General features: G+C 70.7%; 14 protein-coding genes. 5 read left to right on the top strand and 9 right to left on the bottom strand.

Translation table 11 applies throughout. The annotated features are described in order from the left end of the window. Positions 1-3 precede the first annotated feature (3 nt). Together ACIPWY_RS03170 and ACIPWY_RS03165 are read left to right on the top strand one after the other, a co-directional pair. Positions 4-717 carry a transketolase gene (locus ACIPWY_RS03170; protein ID WP_393704483.1) on the top strand — a complete coding sequence of 238 codons (714 nt, stop codon included), beginning with the start codon at positions 4-6 and terminating at the stop codon, positions 715-717. 102 nt (positions 718-819) lie between these two features. Further along, complete coding sequence (locus ACIPWY_RS03165; RefSeq protein ID WP_393704481.1) at positions 820-1734, top strand: transketolase family protein; 915 nt, start codon at positions 820-822, stop codon at positions 1732-1734. On the opposite strand, the gene ACIPWY_RS03160 is transcribed toward ACIPWY_RS03165, so the two are convergent. Together ACIPWY_RS03160 and ACIPWY_RS03155 are read right to left on the bottom strand one after the other, a co-directional pair. Then, a complete protein-coding gene (locus ACIPWY_RS03160; RefSeq protein WP_393704479.1) occupies positions 1700-2980 on the bottom strand; it encodes an MFS transporter in 1281 nt (426 codons plus the stop codon). The two genes, ACIPWY_RS03165 and ACIPWY_RS03160, sit on opposite strands and share 35 nt — an antisense overlap. Before the next feature lie 248 nt (positions 2981-3228). Beyond that, positions 3229-3591, bottom strand: coding sequence for an MmcQ/YjbR family DNA-binding protein (locus ACIPWY_RS03155; protein WP_266557574.1), 363 nt, complete (start codon positions 3589-3591; stop codon positions 3229-3231). A gap of 514 nt (positions 3592-4105) precedes the next feature. Here ACIPWY_RS03155 and ACIPWY_RS03150 point away from each other — a divergent pair. Both ACIPWY_RS03150 and ACIPWY_RS03145 read left to right on the top strand, forming a co-directional pair. Beyond that, positions 4106-7579, top strand: a complete 3474-nt coding sequence (locus tag ACIPWY_RS03150; RefSeq protein ID WP_401532076.1) for a ThuA domain-containing protein — start codon at positions 4106-4108, stop codon at positions 7577-7579. Positions 7580-7594: 15 nt separating this feature from the next. Continuing rightward, complete coding sequence (locus ACIPWY_RS03145; RefSeq protein ID WP_393704474.1) at positions 7595-8440, top strand: sugar phosphate isomerase/epimerase family protein; 846 nt, start codon at positions 7595-7597, stop codon at positions 8438-8440. A gap of 110 nt (positions 8441-8550) precedes the next feature. Here ACIPWY_RS03145 and ACIPWY_RS03140 read toward each other — a convergent pair whose 3' ends face one another. The 3 genes from ACIPWY_RS03140 to ACIPWY_RS03130 form a co-directional block, all read right to left on the bottom strand. Then, positions 8551-9381, bottom strand: coding sequence for an ABC transporter ATP-binding protein (locus ACIPWY_RS03140; RefSeq protein ID WP_393704472.1), 831 nt, complete (start codon positions 9379-9381; stop codon positions 8551-8553). Between the two features lie 50 nt (positions 9382-9431). Continuing rightward, positions 9432-10460: an ABC transporter substrate-binding protein gene (locus tag ACIPWY_RS03135; RefSeq protein ID WP_393704470.1), complete on the bottom strand. Its 1029-nt coding sequence runs from the start codon at positions 10458-10460 to the stop codon at positions 9432-9434. 63 nt (positions 10461-10523) lie between these two features. Then, entirely contained in the window at positions 10524-11387 is an 864-nt protein-coding gene (locus ACIPWY_RS03130) for an ABC transporter permease (RefSeq protein ID WP_393704468.1), read from the bottom strand. Between the two features lie 260 nt (positions 11388-11647). On the opposite strand from ACIPWY_RS03130, the gene ACIPWY_RS03125 reads away from it, so the two are divergent. Further along, on the top strand, positions 11648-12661 hold the full coding sequence (locus tag ACIPWY_RS03125) for a LacI family DNA-binding transcriptional regulator (protein ID WP_362902096.1): 1014 nt from the start codon (positions 11648-11650) through the stop codon (positions 12659-12661). A gap of 21 nt (positions 12662-12682) precedes the next feature. Here ACIPWY_RS03125 and ACIPWY_RS03120 read toward each other — a convergent pair whose 3' ends face one another. From ACIPWY_RS03120 to ACIPWY_RS03105, 4 genes are all read right to left on the bottom strand, one after another. Beyond that, positions 12683-13582, bottom strand: a complete 900-nt coding sequence (locus tag ACIPWY_RS03120) for a LysR family transcriptional regulator (RefSeq protein WP_393704466.1) — start codon at positions 13580-13582, stop codon at positions 12683-12685. Positions 13583-13721: 139 nt separating this feature from the next. Then, entirely contained in the window at positions 13722-14936 is a 1215-nt protein-coding gene (locus ACIPWY_RS03115) for a glycine C-acetyltransferase (protein ID WP_393704464.1), read from the bottom strand. A gap of 59 nt (positions 14937-14995) precedes the next feature. Then, the gene (gene tdh, locus ACIPWY_RS03110) at positions 14996-16024 is read right to left on the bottom strand and encodes an L-threonine 3-dehydrogenase (RefSeq protein WP_362901969.1); all 1029 of its coding nucleotides are present in this window, start codon (positions 16022-16024) and stop codon (positions 14996-14998) included. A gap of 218 nt (positions 16025-16242) precedes the next feature. Continuing rightward, entirely contained in the window at positions 16243-18468 is a 2226-nt protein-coding gene (locus ACIPWY_RS03105; RefSeq protein WP_393704461.1) for a right-handed parallel beta-helix repeat-containing protein, read from the bottom strand. Between the last annotated feature and the right edge of the window lies 1 nt (position 18469).

Here is an 18469-nt window from a genome sequence, read left to right as displayed (position 1 = left end):
GTCATGACAACGACAGCGGCACGTACAGCGGCGGGCCCCTACAGCTACGAAGACGTTCCGGCCCTCATGGGACGCATGACCGGCGACGAGAAGCACGGCCCCGCGGCGACCTCCACCCTCGATGTCCTGTGGGTGCTCTACGACCGGGTGCTGCGGGTGACGCCGGACGGCGTGCGGGATCCGGAACGTGACCGGTTCCTGTTGTCGAAGGGCCACGGTCCCATGGCGTACTACGCCGTACTCGCGGCGAAGGGTTTCGTGCCGGAGGAATGGCTGCCCGGCTTCGGGTCGTACGACTCCCCGCTCGGGCACCATCCGGACCGGGTGCTCATCCCCGGCGTGGAGATCGGCAGCGGGTCCCTGGGGCACGGGCTGCCCATCGCCGTCGGGACCGCGCTCGGACTCCGTGCGCAGGGCCTCACGGGACCAGCGGTCTGGACGCTGATCGGGGACGCCGAGCTGGACGAGGGCAGTAACCACGAAGCCATCGCCTACGCGGGACCCGCCGGCCTCGACCGGTTGCACACCGTCGTCGTCGACAATTCCTCCGCCAGCCACGCCAGGCCCGGTGGCATCGCCGCCCGCTTCGAGGCGGCCGGCTGGTCGGCCACGGCCGTCGACGGTCGCGATCACGCGGCGCTGTACGAGGCCTTCACCGCGCCGCACCCGGGAAAGCCGCGCGTGGTGGTCGCCCGCGTGGAGCCCAAGAACGCCTGAGTCGCGCCGGCCCCTCTTCGGCCGACCCTGTTCCTTCTTCTGTTCCTTCTTCTGTTCTCTCTCGTGTTCTGTCTTCTTCTTCCCTGGAAGGACACCCGCGTCATGGAAACCATGCGTGATCGATTCGCCCCCGTCGTCTCCCGACTGCTCGACGAGGACCCCCGGGTCGCCGTCGTGCTCGCGGAGATCGGCAGGGATCACTTCGTGGAGGCGGAGCGCAGGCACCCGGACCGGGTGATCAACGTGGGCATCAGGGAGCAGCTGCTCATCGGGACGGGCGCTGGGCTCGCGCTGACCGGACTGCGGCCCGTCATGCACACCTTCGCGAGCTTCCTGGTGGAGCGCCCCTTCGAGCAGGTGAAGCTCGACCTCGGGCATCAGGACGTGGGTGGGGTCCTGGTGAGCGCCGCCGCCTCCTTCGACTGGCCATCTGGCGGCGTCACGCACATGGCGCCGGGCGACGTGGCGCTGCTCGACACCCTCGACGGCTGGACAGTGCATGTGCCGGGGCACCCGGACGAGGCCGAGACGCTGCTGCGGCACGCGGTCGGCGCCGGTGACGATCGCGTGTACGTCCGCCTCTCGGTGCAGTCGAACAGGGAGGCACTCGCCGTCGACGGGGAGCGCTTCCTGACCGTCCGCGAAGGCCGCCGCGGCGTCGTGGTCGCTGTCGGGCCGATGCTCGACGCGGTCCTCGCCGCGACGGAGGGCCTCGACGTGACCGTGCTCTACGCGACGACAGTGCGGCCCTTCGACGCCGGGGCGCTGCGGCGTGCCGCGGGCGCGGCCGATGTCGCCGATGTGGTGATCGTCGAGCCGTATCTGGCGGGTACGTCGACGATGGCTGCGAACGACGCGCTCGGCGACCTGCCGCACCGGGTGCTGGGGCTTGGCGTGGGCCGCCGTGAGCTGCGCCGGTACGGACAGATCGAGGAGCATGTGGCCGCGCACGGCCTCGACCCCGCGTCGCTGCGGGAGCGGATCAGCGGCTTCCTCCGCGGGCGGGCTCGCGGCTAGCGGGGGCCTTGCGCGGGCTCCCGCCGGGCACGGTGCTGTCGACCCGTATCAGGCCTCTGATCGCGGGGACGGAGAGCAGGGCAGCCGCCACGAGGACGGTCGTCACGCCACCGACGAGCAGGACGTGGCGGGTGCCGAAGACTTGGGCGGCGGGTCCCGCGAGGGCCTGGCCGACCGGTGTCATAGCGAGGGAGCCGGCGACGTCGTAGGCGTGTATGCGGTTGAGGACGTCGCGCGGGACCTGGGTCTGGATGCTGGTCGCCCACATGACGCCCCAGAACGACATCCCCGCGCCCGCGACGACCGCGCCCGCCGCCATCCACTCCACGCTTAGCCCGGCACCCACCGTCGCCGGGAACAGGCTGAACCCGAACAGGGCGACGGCCCCGGCGCGCAGCATCCGGCGGGGGCGCAGCCGCAGGGCGAAGACGCCGCCGATGACCGTGCCGAGCCCGAGCGCCGAGTTGACCAGGCCATAGACGCGCGGGCCGTGCTCCTGCACGACCTGCGTGGCGATGAGCGGGACAGCCGGGCCCCAGGCGGCGATCATCAGCACGCACCAGATCGCGATGACGCCCCAGAGCCACGTGCGCGATCTGAACTCCCGCCAGCCCTCGACGAGATCGGCCCGGAACCCGCTGCCACGGATCGCCTCGGTGCCCGGTTGTGCCGCGGGCAGCCGGAGCAGCAGCAGACACAGGGCGCTCAGCCCGTACGTGCCTGCGTGGGCCGCGAAGACGACTCCCGGTGAGGCGAACGCGACGAGCAGGCCGGCGACGGCCGGGCCCGCGAGCTGTGCCACGGACTCGGCCACGCGTATCGCGCCGTTCGCCGCCTGGACGTCGGCGGCGAGGCGCGGGACGGTGCTGGCGACGCCGGGCTGGAAGAGCGCGGACGCCGCGCCGTTCACCGCACCGATCACGCAGATCTCCCACAGCACCACGTGCCCGGAGAAGAACATGACCGCGGCGAGGGACTGGGTGACGAGGCGCGTGACGTCGGCGCCGATCATCAGCAGTCGCGTGCTGAACCGGTCCGCGAAGACACCGCCGAAGATGACGAGTCCCGCGAAACAGGCGACGGAGGCGGCCATCGCGAGACCGACGGCGCCCGCGCCGTACCCGTGCTGGAGCAAGCCGGCGGCGAGCGCCACCGGCAGCATGGTGTCCCCCAGCTTGGCCACGGCACGCGCCGAGAAGAACAGCCCGAAGTCCCGCGACCAGATACCGCCACGGGGCCGCTTCAATTCACCGGGGCCAGGATTCGACCCCTCAATCGAATCCCGCGGCCGCCTCGGTTCACGAGGACCAGGAATCGACCCCCCAGTCGAACCCCCGGTCCGCTCCCGCTCCTCCCCCGATCCCCGTGGCCCTTCCTTCGACATTCCGCCCATGCCTGCCCGTACCCTCTCCGGCGGCGCGGCGGCCCCAGCGGCTCCGCGTCCCCCACCCCTGCCGGATCATGCCACGCAGCACTGACAACGCCCCGGGAATATCAGTCCGTCGGCTCCGGCGGGCCCAACTCCGGGTGGGCGTCCAGGAGTCGGCCCGGGGCGGCCTGCCGCCAGGAGTCGGTGAGGATGTCACGCAGCTCGTCGCCGTCGTCGAGCGCGGCGAGCCGCACCCGCACCCACGCGAAGCCCGCCTCGTGGTCCGCGATCCAGAACTTCTTGGGCTCCGCGAGAACCAGTTCGTCGCGCTCCACCTTGGGGCAGCGCACCGCGATGGAGGTCTCCTCCTCGGGCATCGTGGCGAACATCTTCCCCGCGACCCGGAACGTCGGCATACTCCAGGCGATCTTCTCCGTCACCTCCGGCAGGGCGAGTGCGATGGAACGTACGTCGTCGGCGTCTTGCATGGAAGAAACCTAGCCAAGGCCACTGACAACCGCCGGTCGGAGCGCATACGCGGACAGTCGCCCACCGGTTCGGGAGTCACCGGCGCCGGGTCCCCGCCCCGTCCGCGTCCCCGCGAACGACGACCGGCCCGCCCACCACTTGAGACGCCACCGCCATCGCCACCGCCACCGGCCCTCCGCGATCGCCGGCCAACCGCTCAACCGGTTCACCGGCGACTGCAACCCAGTCCCCGCGTCGCGACTGCCACGCCACCCGCTCCCCCGTGATCGCGGCACCCCTCCGCGCCCCCTGGCCCGTTCCGACCCATTGACCCCTCTCCGCCCGGAACCTACGCTGTGCGATGCCATCGGGAAAGCGCTTTCTAAGCTTCGGCTTCCAGGCGCTCCGGCATTCCCGCAGCACTCACCGCACGCCCGAGTCGGCCAATCGGCCAACAGCCCAGGGAGCGCCATGAGTTCTACGAGTTCCGCCACACCCGTACCGTCCGGGAGACACGGTCCTCCCGCGTCCGTCATGCGAAGCCCCCGAAGGCGACGCCGTCCATGCTCGCCCTGGACCGTCCTCCTCGCGCTGATCGCGCTCGTCGTCGGCCTCGGTCTGGCGTCCCCGCCGCGGGCCGAGGCCGCCGCCTCGTACCGCGTACTCGTCTTCTCCAAGGTGACGAACTTCGCGCACGACTCGATCCCGGCGGGCATCGACGCGATCAAGAAGCTCGGCAGTGAGAACGGCTTCGAGGTCGAGGCGACCGACGACGCCGCCGCTTTCACCGACGAGAACCTCGCCCGCTTCAAGGCGATCGTCTTCAACAACACCAACTCGACGCCCGAGAAGGGCGATCTGCTCGACGCCGACCAGCGCGCGGCCCTGCAGAAGTACGTGCGTGGGGGCGGCGGCTGGGTAGGGCTGCACGCCGCATCGGCCAGCGAGCGGGACTGGGGCTGGTACGAGGGGCTCGTCGGGGCCATCTTCGACCAGCATCCCGCCGTACAGACGGGCCGGATCAAGGTCCTCGACCACGCGCACCCGTCCACGAAGGGGCTTCCGGAGCTCTGGGAGCGTACGGAGGAGTGGTACAACTGGCGCACCAATCCCACCGGGAAGGTGCACACGCTCGCGCAGATCAAGGTGCGCGACGGGGTCACCGGCCTCGACGAGGGCGTCGACCATCCGTGGTCGTGGTGCCAGAACTACGACGGCGGCCGCTCCTGGTTCACCGCGGGCGGTCACGCCAAGTCGGCGTTCGAGGAAGCCGGTTTCCTTCAGCACATCCTCGGCGGCATCCAGTGGGCGGCCGGTGACAAGCCGGGTGACTGCTCGGCGACCAGGACCGGCAGCTTCCAGCGCACCCCGCTCGCCACGGCCGACCTCGCCGACCCCTTCGAGCTGGCCGTCGCACCGGACCGGCGCGTGTTCTTCATCCAGCGGACCGGCAAGCTGAAGATCATCGACCAGGCGACGCTGAAGGTCACCACGGCGCTCGACCTCGCCTACACGCCCGAGATGACAAGCCAGTCGGACGGTCTGCTCGGGCTCGCGCTCGATCCGAAGTTCCGGGACAACCACTGGATCTATCTGTTGAACTCCGACAAGACCGAGAAGCGGATCAATCTGTCGCGCTTCACCGAATCCGGTGGCAAGGTCGACCCCGCGTCGGAGAAGCGCCTGCTCACCCTGCCGACCTGGCGGGGGGAGGGACGCGCCAACTCCCATATGGCGGGCTCCATCGCCTTCGACAACAAGGGTGACCTCTACATCGCGACGGGCGACAACACCGACCCCTTCGCATCGGACGGGTTCAACCCGATCGACGAGCGCGAGGGCCGTCGCGCCTGGGACGCGCAGGGCACCGCGGGCAACACGAACGACCTGCGCGGCAAGGTGCTGCGGATCACTCCGAAGGCCGACGGGACGTACGGCGTCCCCGAGGGGAACCTGTTCGCGCCCGGCACGGACAAGACGCGCCCGGAGATCTACGCGATGGGCATGCGCAACCCCTTCCGGATCACGACCGATCCGGTCAGTGGCGCGCTGCTCATGGGTGACTACGGTCCCGACGCGCGCGACGCGGTGGCCGACCGCGGGCCCGAGGGCACCGTGGAGTTCAACCGCATCACCAAGGCGGGGAACTACGGCTGGCCGTACTGCATCGGCGACAACACCCCGTTCAACGACTACGACTTCGGGACGGGGAAGTCCGGGGCGAAGTTCGACTGCGGCCACCTGGTGAACGACTCGCCGAACAACACCGGCCTGCGCGACCTGCCACCGGCGCAGGCGGCGACGGTCTGGTACGCGTACTCCGCATCGGAGCAGTTCCCGGAGCTCGGTACCGGGGGCGGTGGCCCGATGAGCGGTCCCGTGTACGCCTACGATCCCGCGAACCCCAACAAGACCAAGTTCCCCGAATACTTCGACGGGAAGTGGTTCAACTACGAGCTGACCAGGCAGTGGTTCAAGACCTTCTCGATCCAGGAGAAGGACCAGACGTTCACGGATCCGCGGTTCGCGCCCGCCGAGGCCGGCGATGTGCAGTCCATCAACTCCGTGTTCTCCGACATGAAGTGGAACCAGCCCTTCGACGCGGACTTCGGTCCCGACGGGGCGCTGTACGTCATCGACTTCGGGCTCGGCAGCGGTACGGGCCGCGGCGGCAGCAACGAGGGCGCCGGCATCTACCGGATCGACTACGTCGCCGAAAGCCGTCTCCCGGACGCGCGGGCCGCGGCGGCGCCGGACAGCGGCTCCGCTCCCCTCGCCGTCACGTTCTCCAGCGCGGGCTCGGGCCTGCCGGACGGCAAACCGGTCACGTACGCCTGGGACTTCGACGGGGACGGCACGACCGACTCGACCGACGCGAACCCGAAGTACACGTATACGAAGAACGGCGTGTTCACGGCGCGGCTGACGGTGACCGGGCCGACGGGGCTCACCGGTCTTGCCGTGCAGGACATCACCGTGGGGAACACGCGGCCCGTGGTGACGATCCAACAGCCGCCGAGCGGTGGGACGTTCAGCTTCGGCGACACCATTCCGTTCAAGATCAAGGTGACGGACCGGGAGGACGGGCGTCCGATCGACTGTTCGCGCGTCGTGGTCCAGTCGCAGCTCGGCCACGACTCCCATCTGCATCCGCTGGACAACTACACGGGATGCGCCGGGGAGATCGTGACGGACGCGGGTGACAGCCACGGTCCCGGCCAGAATCTGTACTACGGCATCAGCGCCCAGTACGAGGACAAGGGCGGGGCGGGCGGCGTGCCCGCGCTGACCGGGTCCGCGTCGCTCTCGCTGCGCACCTCGTTCCGTGAGGCCGAGCACTTCACGAAGACCGGTGGCGCGCACGACGGTGTCGTGGTCGCGAGCCGCGCGGACGCGTCGGGCGGCAAGCGGCTCACCGAGATCGAGGACGGGGACTGGGTGTCCTTCGACCCCGTGCATCTGAAGGGCGTCGACTCGGTGACCGTGGGCGCCGCGTCGGGCGGGATCGGCGGCGACGTCGAGTTCCGCGTGGGCTCCCCCACCGGCAAACTGCTCGGCAAGGTGTCGGTCCCGAACACGGGAGACTGGGGCAACGTGGTGTCCCCCACCACCCAACTGGCCGACTACGACGGCACGTTCACGCTGTACGCCGTCTTCACCAACCCGCAGTGGAGCGCCGACAAGCCCGACCTGTTCGCGGTCGACTGGCTGCACTTCAACGGGCCCGGAGTGGAGAAGCACGCGGGCGCCAGGGTGAAGGTGACCGCGACACCCGAGAGCGGCGCACCGCCGCTCACCGTCGCCCTCAAGGGGACGGTGAAGCTCCCGGAGGGCCGTACCGCGGCCTCGTACCACTGGGACTTCGGGGACAACGGCAAACCGAGCGGTACGGAGGGCGCGGACGCCCAGCACGCGTACGCGCGCGCGGGTGCGTACACGGCGCATCTGACCGTCACCGACGACAAGGGCGACACGACCACCGGCTCGGTCCGGATCACGGTGAAGTGAGGGGTGAGGAGTGGCATGAGAAGCAGCAGAAGGGCCTTTCTCGGTACGTCGCTGGGGCTCGCGGCAGCGGTCGGCACGGCGCTGCCCGCGTCGGCCGGGCAGCGGCGGCGCATCCCGCGCGGCGGCATCGGCATGCACCTCTACACGATGCGTGACGTCCTCGCGACGGACTTCGCCGGCACCGTGGAACAGCTCGCGGAGATCGGGTACGCGACGGTCGGCGTGAGCGGGCGGCACGGGTACGGGGCGCCGGACATCCGGCGGATGCTCGACGCCGTGGGTCTGCGCGCGGTCCTGGAGCATGTCGCGTACACGACGCTCACCGGCAGCGGTCTGCCGCAGGCACTGGAGGATCTGCACACCCTGGGCGCCAAGTGGCCGGTGGTGCCCAGCCTGCCGGGCTCGATGCACAGCGCGGCCGGATACCGGGAGGCGGCAAGGGAGTTCAACCGGATCGGGGCCGCGTCACGCAAGGCCGGGCTCGGCCCCGTCCTGTTCCACAACCACGACGGCGACCACGACGTGGTGGACGGGGAGAACCTGTACGACATCCTCGTCCGCGAGACCGATCCGCATCTGGTCGCCTTCGAGCTGGACGTGTACTGGGCGTCGAAGGGCGGCGCGGACCCCGCCACGTACTTCGTGCGGCACCGGCGCCGCTTCCCCGCCCTGCACGTGAAGGACATGGCGCCCGACGGCGGGTTCGCCGACGTGGGGTCGGGGACGCTCGACTTCGCCGCCATGTTCGACAAGGCGCAGGCCGGTGGCGTCAGGCAGTGGCTGGTGGAGCACGACACCCCGAAGGACCCGTTCGCGACGGCCCGTAACAGCTACGCGTATCTGGCGGCGCTGCGGTACTGAGGAGGCGGGAAGGAGAAGGGACCCCGCGTCCCGTGACGCTCGCAGAGGGCTCACGGGGTGCGGGGTCCCTGCCGTGCTCCGAGGCCTGGGTGCAGGCCTGCACGTAGGAGCTAGTCGTGCGCCGAGATCGCTCCCAGGAGCTCGCGGATGCGGCCCGTCGCCGTGCGGAACTCGGGGGTCGCGAGTGTCTGCGCGTAGTCCCGCTCGGCCGGCAGGCCGACGTCGATGATCTCGGTGACGGTTCCGGGGCGCGGGCTCATGACGACGACCCGGTCGGCGAGGTAGACGGCCTCCGGGATGGAGTGGGTCACCAGGAGGACGGTGGTGCGGGTCTGCCGCCAGATGCGGTTCATCTCTACGTTGAGCTGCTCGCGCGTGAGGGCGTCGAGGGCGCCGAACGGCTCGTCCATGAGCAGGACGGGCGGCTCGTGCAGCAGGGCCCGGCACAGGGCGACGCGCTGCTGCATACCGCCCGACAGCTCGTGCGGATACGCGTCCTCGAAGCCGGTGAGGCCCGTCATCCGGATCAGTTCGTCGGCACGCGCGCGTGCCTGGGCGGCGGGCATGCCGCGCATCTCCGCCTGGAGCAGGATGTTGCGGCGCGCCGAGCGCCATTCCAGGAGGGCCGCGCGCTGGAAGACGTAGCCGATGTCGTGGCGCGGGCCGCGCACCTGCTCGCCGTAGAGGCTGACCTCACCGGACGAGGGCGAAAGGAGCCCCGCGACGAGCTTGAGGAGCGTGGACTTGCCGCAGCCGGACGGTCCGACGATGGCGACGAACTCGCCGGCCGCGACGTCCAGTGAGACGTCGGCAAGGGCGGTGACGTCCTTCTTCTTCGTACGGAAACGGACGTCGACGTCCGCCACGCGCACGGCGGTCCCGACATGTCCGGCGCGTCCGCTCGCTCCGTCGGCCTTCTTCAGTGTCGCGTCCTTCGGCATCGTGCGGCTCTCCTTGTGAGCTGTCCGGAACGGGTTCGCAGTCGGGTTTGTCAGCCCTTGATCCCGTTGGCCGAATCCCAGTAGTCCGCCACCGGCTTCGGGCTCTTGACCATGCCCGCCTGGGCGAAGACGTCGATGGTCTGCTGCCAGTCGGCCTCGGTGTTGGCGCCGGGTGCCTTGCCCTGCGTGGCGTCCGTGTGCAGGAGGGTCAGGGTGGTCTTGAACTGCTCGGACAGCACGGTCTCCGGCGGGAGTTGCTCGGACGCGCCCTTCATGGAGGCGACGGCCGGCTCGGGGCTCTTCTCCGCGGCGGCCCAGGCCTCGCTGACTGCCTGGGTCATGCGCTTGGCCAGATCGCCCTTGCCCTGAAGGGTCTTGGAGCCCGCGATGAGGCCGTTCGAGTAGAAGTTCAGGCCGTGCTCGGAGAAGCGGAGGTACGAGACGTCCTTCTTGGCCTTGTCCTGCATGGTGGGGCCCTGGTCGCTCGCGTAGCCGAGGAGGGCGTCCGTCTTTCCGGAGATGACGGCGGCGATCTTGCCGGCGGGGTCGGTGTTCTGGACCTTGACGTCCGACTCGGCGAGGCCGTTCTTCTTCAGGAAGATGGGGAACGTCTTGGAGAGCGCGTCGCCCGCCGTCCCCGCGATGGTCTTGCCCTTGAGGTCCGCCGGGGACTCGATGTTCTGGCTCGCGAACGACTGCACCGAGGCGGGTGTCGTCTGGAGGAACACGCCGAGGCTCTTCACGTTGACGCCCTGGTCCACGCCCGCGAGCACGGCGGGGGTGTCGGCCCAGCCGAAGTCGGTCTGACCCGCGCCGGTGGCCTGCACCGTCTTCTGCGAGCCCTGACCGGCACGGATCTCCAGGTCGATGCCGTGCTTCTCGAAGATCTTCTGCTTCTTGCCGTAGTAGAACGGCGCGTGCTCGCCGTACGGGTACCAGTTGAGCGTCAGCGTGACCTTGTCGAGCTTCTTGCCGGAGTCACTGGTCGACGTGGAGCCGGAGTCGTCGCCGCAGGCCGTCACCGTCAGGGCGACGAGCGTCAGGGGGACGAGACCGGTCAGGAGTCTGCGCGCGTGCATGGGGCGGCCCTTCTGGCGGCGGTCGGTGGGTGGTCCGGGGAGGCCCCCGGGCGGTGCCGGCGTTCAGTACGCCGTGGTCGCCGCGACGTCGCGGCGGCTCGCGTGCCACGGCAGGAGCAGCTTCTCGGCGATCTCGACGAGGACGAACAGCACGACGCCGATCAGGGACATGACGAGCAGGCCCGCGAAGAGCATCGGGGTGTCGAGGTTGCCGTTGGCCTGGAGGATGACGTAGCCCAACCCCTCGTTGGCGCCCACGAATTCACCGACGACGGCGCCGGTGACGGCGAGCGTGACGGCCACCTTGAGGCCGGAGAACAGGTGCGGCAGGGAGGCCGGGAAGCGGATCTTCCGGAAGGTCTGCCAGGGGCTGGCGCCCATCGTCGCGGAGAGCTGGAGCATCTCCGGGTCCACGGCCTTGAGTCCGGTCACCATCGAGATGACGACCGGGAAGAACGCGATGAGTACGGCGATGAGGATCTTCGGCGCGATGCCGAAGCCGAGCCAGACCACGAACAGCGGCGCGATCGCGATCTTCGGGACGACCTGGGCGAAGAGCAGGATCGGATAGAGGGTCTTCTCGACGGTCGACGAGTAGACCATGATCACGGCGGAGAAGATGCCGACACCGACGGCGATGACGAAGCCGAGCAGTGTCTCGTACGTGGTCACCCAGGTGTGCTGCCAGAGGTAGTCCGGCTTGTCGAGGATGACGTCGAGGGTCCGGCCCGGTGACGGCACCAGATAGGGCTCGACCAGCTCCGCCGCGGCGATCACCCACCAGGCGACGAAACAGACGACGAGCAGCGCGACCGGGCGCCAGCTCCGCTCAGCCATGTCCGCGGCGCGCCGGCGCAGCCCGGGCGCCTGCCGGTCGGCAACTCCCGCCGTCTTGGCGGAGGTTGCGGGCAGCGTGCTCTGACTCACGATGAACTCCTACGGAATCGGGAGGCAGTTGAGGGGAGCCGAGGTATCAGGATTCGCGAGGTGACGGAACAGCAGGCGGGACGGTGACGAAGACGGGAAATCGCTTTCAGAAAGCGCTTTCTGGTACGATGTCAGCCACGCTAATGACTCGTGGAGCACAGGGTCAATAGGCCGTTCCGAAGTTTCCTGTGACCGGTGCCGCAACCGGAATCCGAGGGGGCAGGGTGAGCGAACCGCACGGGCATCCGCAAGAACCGCACGTGACCCTCGACGCGGTGGCCCGCACGGCGGGGGTCTCCCCCGCGACGGCGTCCCGCGCCCTGAACGGCACCACCCGCGTCCGCGACGACCTGTTGCACCGGGTCCGCGCCGCCGCCGACGAACTCGGCTACATCCCGAACGCCCACGCGCAGGCCCTCGCCAGCGCCTCCAACAACACCGTCGGCGTCATCTGCCACGACGTGGGCGACCCGTACTTCGCCGCGATCGCGAGCGGCATCATGGCGCGCGCCGCCGAGCGCGGATTGCTGGTGATGCTGTCCAGCACGTTCCGCGCGCCCGAGCGCGAGATCGCGTACATCTCGATGCTTCGGGCGCAGCGGGCCCGCGCGATCCTGCTCATCGGATCCGGTTTCCAGGATCCCGCGTGGGAGCGTTCACTGGACTCCGAGATCGCTCCCTATCTGCGCGGCGGGGGCCGGGTCGCCGTCGTGAGCCGGCACCGCAGTCTGCGCGTCGACACCGTGCTGCCGGAGAACCGGGCGGGGGCGGCGGCGCTGGCCCGGGCGCTGCTCGGCCTCGGGCACCGGGAGTTCGGGGTGCTCGCCGGGCCCGTACGGCTGACGACCGTCGCGGACCGGCTGACCGGCTTTCGGCAGGGGCTCGCCGAGGCGGGGGTGCGGATCGCGGACGGGTCCGTGGCCGAGGGCGCCTTCACGCGCGACGGCGGTTACGCGGCGGCGAGCGAACTGCTGCGCCGGGGCCCGCGGCCCACGTGCGTCTTCGCGGTCACCGACGTGATGGCCGTCGGGGCACTCGCCGCGTTCCGCGACCACGGGCTGCGCGTCCCTCAGGACATCTCCCTCGCGGGCTTCGACGACATCCCGCTGGTCCGCGAACTGACCCCGCCCCTCACGACGGTGGCCCTCCCCCTGACCGGCATGGGCCGCGCCGCCCTCGACCTCGCGCTGCGCGAACCGAGGGGGCCGCGCTCGCGGGTGGAGCGGATCGTGGGCGAGGTACGGATACGGGCGAGCACCGGGGCGCCGGGATGACCCAGGGCCTGTGGACCCGGATTACTCCGCCGCTTCCCCGAGCGCCTCAAGGACCGGCCTGATCAGGGGGTGCTCCTCCGCTCCGCAGCGGACCGCCGCGAAGACCCTGCGGGTCGGGGCGACCCCGTCGACCGGACGGACGACCGCGTCGGACAGGTCCATGCCGCGTAGCGCCGAGCGCGGCACCAGGGCGACGCCCGCGCCCGCCGAGGCGAGGGCGACGACGGCGCGGAAGTCGTCCGAGGAGTGTTCGACGCGCGGCTGGAAACCGGCGTGCTCGCAGGCCAGGACCACCACGTCGTGGCACGGGTTGCCGGGGAACGGGCCGATCCAGGTGTCCTTGGCCAGCTCGGCGAGCGGCACCCGGTCGGACGGGGCGAGCCGGTGCGCCGCGGGAAGCACCGCGTCGAACGGCTCGGCGTACAGCGGTACGCGCGTGAGGCGGGCGTCGTCCGCGCCGGGCGCGCCCCGGTACTCGACGGCGACCGCGACGTCGACCTGCCGGTCGAGGACCATCGGCAGGCTCGCGTCACCTTCGGCGTCCTGGACGCGGATGCGGATGCCGGGCGCCGTCCGCGCGAGCCGCGTCAGGGCCGGGGCGACGACCAGGCCGATCCCGGTGGCGAACGCGGCGACGGTGACCGTGCCGGCCGCCCCCGAGCTGTACGCGGCGAGCTCGGCCTCCGCTCGCTCCAACTGGGCGAGGACCGCGTTCGTGTGCATGAGCAGGATCTCGCCCGCCGGGGTGAGCCGGACGCCTCTGGCACCCCGCTCGACGAGCCGGTGTCCGGTCTCCTGCTCAAGGGCACTCAGCTGCTGGGAGACCGCCGAGGGGGTCAGATAGAGCGCGGCGGCAGCCGCCGTCACGGTGCGGTGGTCGGCCACCGCACGGAGGATGTGCAGCCGCCGCGCTTCGATCATGCGACCGATTCTCCCAAATGTGCCGCCGATGTCCGAACCGGGGGCCTGTCCGGCGGATCAGGCCGGAGCCAGGTGGGCCGTGAATGTCCGTGCTGGCCAGACCCCGCGCCCCGGCACGATCCACCGGACGGGCCGCAGGTCAGCTCGCCGCCCCGGCGGGCTCCGCGTCGAGCTCCGCGCGGGCGGCGACGAACGCGTCCACGGCCCGGTTCACGTCCTCGGTGGAGTGCGCCGCGGAGAGCTGGACGCGGATCCGGGCCTGGCCCTGCGGGACGACGGGGTACGAGAAGCCGATCACGTACACGCCGCGCTCCAGGAGCAGCTCGGCCATGCGGCCCGCGACGGACGCGTCGCCGATCATGACGGGCGCGATGGCGTGGTCGCCGGGCAGGATGTCGAAGCCCTCCTGCGCCATGCGGGTGCGGAAGAGCGTCGTGTTCGCCGTGAGCCGCTCGCGCAGCTCGCCCGCCGACTCGATCAGGTCGAGGACCTTCAGGGAGGCGGCCGCGATCACCGGGGCGAGGCTGTTGGAGAAGAGGTACGGGCGCGAGCGCTGGCGCAGCAGCGCGACGATCTCGGCGCGGGCCGCGACGTAGCCGCCGGAGGCGCCGCCGAGCGCCTTGCCGAGGGTGCCGGTGATGATGTCGACGCGGTCCATGACGCCGTGCAGCTCGGGGGTCCCGCGGCCGCCGGGGCCGACGAAGCCGACGGCGTGCGAGTCGTCGACCATGACCATGGCGTCGTAGCGGTCGGCGAGGTCGCAGATCTCGCGCAGGGGCGCCACGTAGCCGTCCATGGAGAAGACGCCGTCGGTGACGACGAGTCGGCGGCGGGCGGACTGCGCCTCCTTCAACTGCCGCTCCAGGTCCGCGAGATCGCGGTTGGCGTAGCGGAAGCGGCGGGCCTTGGAGAGGCGGATCCCGTCGATGATCGAGGCGTGGTTCAGCGCGTCGGAGATGACGGCGTCCTCCTCGCCGAGGAGCGTCTCGAAGACGCCGCCGTTGGCGTCGAAGCAGGAGGAGTAGAGGATCGTGTCCTCCTGGCCGAGGAACGCGGACAGGCGCGCCTCGAGCTCCTTGTGGACCTCCTGGGTGCCGCAGATGAAGCGGACGGAGGCCATGCCGTAGCCCCAGCGGTCGAGCGCCTCGTGGCCGGCGGCGACGACCTCGGGGTGGTCGGCGAGGCCGAGGTAGTTGTTCGCGCAGAAGTTGAGGACCTCGCCGGGGCGGCCGCCCGTGGTGACGGCGACCGTCGCGGACTGCGGGGTGCCGATGACGCGCTCGGGCTTGTGCAGGCCCGCGGCGGCGATCTCGTCGAGGGTGGCCTGGAGACCGTCGCGTACGGAGTCGAACATGGTGACTTCCTTTGAAGAAGAGGTCGGTCAGGAGGTCGGGGGCTCACCGAGCCGGAGATTCAGGCAGTCCAGTCGAGGATCACCTTGCCGCCGCGGCCGCTCGCCGCGTCGTCGAAGGCCGCCTCGAAGTCGCGGTGGCTGTAGCGGCCCGTGATCACGGGGGCGAGGTCGAGGCCGCCCTCCAGGAGGACCGACATCGCGTACCAGGTCTCGAACATCTCGCGGCCGTAGATGCCCTTGATCGTGATCATCGAGGTGACGATCCGCGACCAGTCGACGGCGAAGTCCTCGGCGGGCAGGCCGAGCATGGCGATCTTGCCGCCGTGGGTCATGTTGGCGAGCATGTCGCGCATGGCGACGGGGTTGCCCGACATCTCCAGGCCCACGTCGAAGCCCTCGCGCAGGCCGAGGGAGCGCTGGCCGTCGGCGATCGTCGACTCGGCGACGTTCAGGGCGAGGCTGACGCCGATCTTGCGGGCCAGGTCGAGCCGCTCCTCGCTGACGTCGGTCACGACGACGTTGCGGGCGCCGGCGTGCCGGGCGACGGCCGCCGCCATCAGGCCGATGGGCCCGGCACCCGTGATCAGGACGTCCTCGCCGACGAGCGGGAACGACAGGGCGGTGTGCACGGCGTTGCCGAACGGGTCGAAGATCGCGGCCACGTCGAGGTCGACGGGCACGCGGTGCACCCACACGTTGCCGGCGGGCAGGGCGACGTACTCGGCGAACGCGCCGTCGCGTCCGACGCCGAGCCCGACCGTGGAGCGGCACAGGTGGCGCCGCCCGGCGAGACAGTTGCGGCACTTGCCACAGACGAGGTGGCCCTCGCCGCTGACGCGGTCACCGACGGCGATGTCGGCGACGTCACGGCCGGTCTCGACGACCTCGCCGACGAACTCGTGGCCGACGATCAGCGGCGCGCTGATCGCCTGCTGCGCCCAACCGTCCCAGTTGCGGATGTGGAGGTCGGTGCCGCAGATCCCGGTCCTGAGGACCTTGATCAGCACATCTCCGTGGCCGATGGACGGCTCGGGCACGTCCGTCAGCCACAGACCCGGCTCGGACTTCTCCTTGACCAGCGCCTTCAACGCACGGCTCCCGTCGTCGCACCCCGCGTCACGGCATGCCGGGACCGGCCGCCGAGCGAGGGGAAGAGTGAAATGACAGCACGGGCGGGCGCCTTCGTGCGGCTACGGCGCGCCCTGCTGCCGACGGGGCAAATCTGCCGTACGGCGGCGCTCTTGGTCCATCGAGGATTTCTTAAGCGCCGCCGCAGGTTTCCTTCAGGCCTTCACCGGTGCGGGAGCTACGGGTGGACCAGGACGTGGGCGAGGGCCACGCGTCCCGTTCCCGTGAGCTTGATCCGTACGTAGCGGGCCTCGGTGCCCTTGCCGGCGTCCAGGACGGAGGGCCGCAGGGCCTTGCCCGGGACGTGGAGCGTGGTGGCGTCGGCGAAGTCCGCCGTGCGGGACAGCTGGACCTCGAAGCCGGTCGTCGTCATCGAGGTGTTGTTCCAGACCTCGACCTGGCCGACCTGCTGTACGGATCCCAGGTCGACCTGCCACCAGGCGCCCGGCTCGGACAGGGTGCGGGTGTCGGTCGAGGTGTCGCCGTCGGTGGCGTACGTCGCCGCCGCGGTGCCGTCCGTGGAGGACTGGGTCGCGGTGCCGCCTCGCGCGAGGTCGGGGCGCAGCTGTTCGACGCGGCCGTGACCCTGAGCGCCCGCCGCGGCGGCCACCTTCAGCGCGTCGGCGGGGAGCCGGTCGAGCTTGGTGTGGTTGTCGGTCATCGCCGATCCGGTGCCGGCGAGGGCAGGGGCGTCGGTGTCGGTCCAGTTGCCGGTGGCGTGGTTGTCGATGCCGTAGTCGGCCCAGTTGGAGACCCACTTGTAGCCGAGGCGGGTGAGGACGTTGCCCTCGACGCGGATGTGGCTGGACTGTTCGTCGAGGTAGATGCCGTTGCCGTCGCGCTCGGTGTTCCCGAAGGCGCTGCGGTTGATGTAGTTCCCGGAGATGACGGTGCCGGGCTGGGCGCCCTGGGTGTAGATGGCGCCGCCGTCGTGCTGGTCGTGCTCGACGCGCATGACGTTCGTGATCCGGTTGTCCGTGATCCGGTTGTCGCGCAGGACGGACTTCTGCGCCTCGGGCTGGTTCCACCCCCAGCCGACGGAGATGCCCGAGTAGGGCAGGTCGTCGAGGGTGTTGTGGTCGATGACGGTGGCGGCCTCGTAGCCCGCCCAGATACCGGCGGCGTCGGTGAACTCCACACCGGTACTGCGGATGGTGTTGTACGCCACCGTGTTGCGCGCACCCACGAGTTCAGGAGCCGGCATGGGTTCCGTGTCCCCTATGTAGGCGGCTCCGGAGGACAGGTCGATGAAGTGGGAGCGGGTGACTTTCGAGTCCTGCGTACCGGCCTCGAACACGACGCCGGCGCCGCCGAGGTGGCTGAACTCGACCTGGTCGACGGTCACATGCCTGCCGCCGCGCACGGTGAGGGCCGCGGAGGGCTTGGTGTAGTAGCGGCCCGCGTGGTCGACGGGGCCGGTGGCGCCGGTGAGCACGAGTCCCGCCTGCATACCGGCGTAGCCCTCGTCGGTGGAGGGCTGGTGCCAGGCCGCGTACCGGAGGCCGATGCCCTCGACGCGTACGTCGTGGGCGCCGTCGAGGACGAGGAGACGCTCGGTGGCGGGGGTGACGGCCTCGGCGTGGCGCATGTCCTCGCCCTTACGCGGCAGGTACGTGAGGGTGCGGGCCTCCGAGTTCCAGACGAACTCGCCCGGTTGGTCCAGGAGTTCGGGAGCGTTCTCGAAGTGGTCGACCTTCGCGTAGCGCGACGAGTCGACCGTGGTGGTGTCCCAGGCGGGGCCCGTGCGGTCGGTGCCGGAGGCGGAGTTGGTCCAGCAGGGTTGGGCGAAGGTCAGGACGTCGCCGGTGACGGAGTCGATGCGGCAGTGGTAGTTGCGCCAGCGGACGCTGATGACGGCCTCGGCGTCGGCGGGGCGGGCCCAGGAGGCGATGCCGGTGGCTTTCGCGCCGGTCATGCCGGTCTTGGTGGCGTCGCACACGGAGGCGGCGCACGAGGCGCCGCGTGCGCGCACGGCCCGTACCCCGTCGACGAAGAGCTGGCGAGGTGTGACGCCTTCGGGGGCGTGCGTGGTCCAGGTCCCGTCGCTGTTCCTGTCCCATCCCTTCAGGGTCCTGCCGCCGGAGAGGACGGGGTGGGCACCTCCCTCGGCCGTCCAGGTGACGGTGTGCCCGTCGCGCCCGGAGTCGGCCGCGCCGAGCTCCAGAGGTCTACTCAACACGTAGGTGCCGTCGGCGAGTTCGACGCGTACGTCGCGTCCCTCGACGGTGCGGGCGGCGTCGCGGGCGCCGTCGAGGGAACAGGGGCGGCCGTGGGTACAGACGGTGCCGGAGCCGTCGGGGGCGGCGTGCAGGACGCGGGGGGACGGGTCGGCGTGTGCGGCGGGGGTGGTGGACAGCAGGGCGGCCGTGGCGGCGAGGGCTACGGCGATGCGGGTGCTGTTCATG

It is taken from the genome of Streptomyces sp. NPDC090032 (assembly GCF_044748025.1).
GTDB lineage: Bacteria > Actinomycetota > Actinomycetes > Streptomycetales > Streptomycetaceae > Streptomyces.
Note: the sequence above shows the minus strand (reverse complement) of the source record. Positions and strands in the feature narration are given on the sequence as shown.

What these genes read in the sequence shown, in the direction of transcription:
- ACIPWY_RS03170 (WP_393704483.1), top strand. Translation starts at nt 4, where the DNA reads ATGACAACGACAGCGGCACGTACAGCGGCGGGCCCCTACAGCTACGAA.
- ACIPWY_RS03165 (WP_393704481.1), top strand. Translation starts at nt 820, where the DNA reads ATGGAAACCATGCGTGATCGATTCGCCCCCGTCGTCTCCCGACTGCTC.
- ACIPWY_RS03155 (WP_266557574.1), bottom strand. Translation starts at nt 3,591, where the DNA reads ATGCAAGACGCCGACGACGTACGTTCCATCGCACTCGCCCTGCCGGAG.
- ACIPWY_RS03150 (WP_401532076.1), top strand. Translation starts at nt 4,106, where the DNA reads ATGCGAAGCCCCCGAAGGCGACGCCGTCCATGCTCGCCCTGGACCGTC.
- ACIPWY_RS03145 (WP_393704474.1), top strand. Translation starts at nt 7,595, where the DNA reads ATGAGAAGCAGCAGAAGGGCCTTTCTCGGTACGTCGCTGGGGCTCGCG.
- ACIPWY_RS03140 (WP_393704472.1), bottom strand. Translation starts at nt 9,381, where the DNA reads ATGCCGAAGGACGCGACACTGAAGAAGGCCGACGGAGCGAGCGGACGC.
- ACIPWY_RS03135 (WP_393704470.1), bottom strand. Translation starts at nt 10,460, where the DNA reads ATGCACGCGCGCAGACTCCTGACCGGTCTCGTCCCCCTGACGCTCGTC.
- ACIPWY_RS03120 (WP_393704466.1), bottom strand. Translation starts at nt 13,582, where the DNA reads ATGATCGAAGCGCGGCGGCTGCACATCCTCCGTGCGGTGGCCGACCAC.
- ACIPWY_RS03115 (WP_393704464.1), bottom strand. Translation starts at nt 14,936, where the DNA reads ATGTTCGACTCCGTACGCGACGGTCTCCAGGCCACCCTCGACGAGATC.
- ACIPWY_RS03105 (WP_393704461.1), bottom strand. Translation starts at nt 18,468, where the DNA reads ATGAACAGCACCCGCATCGCCGTAGCCCTCGCCGCCACGGCCGCCCTG.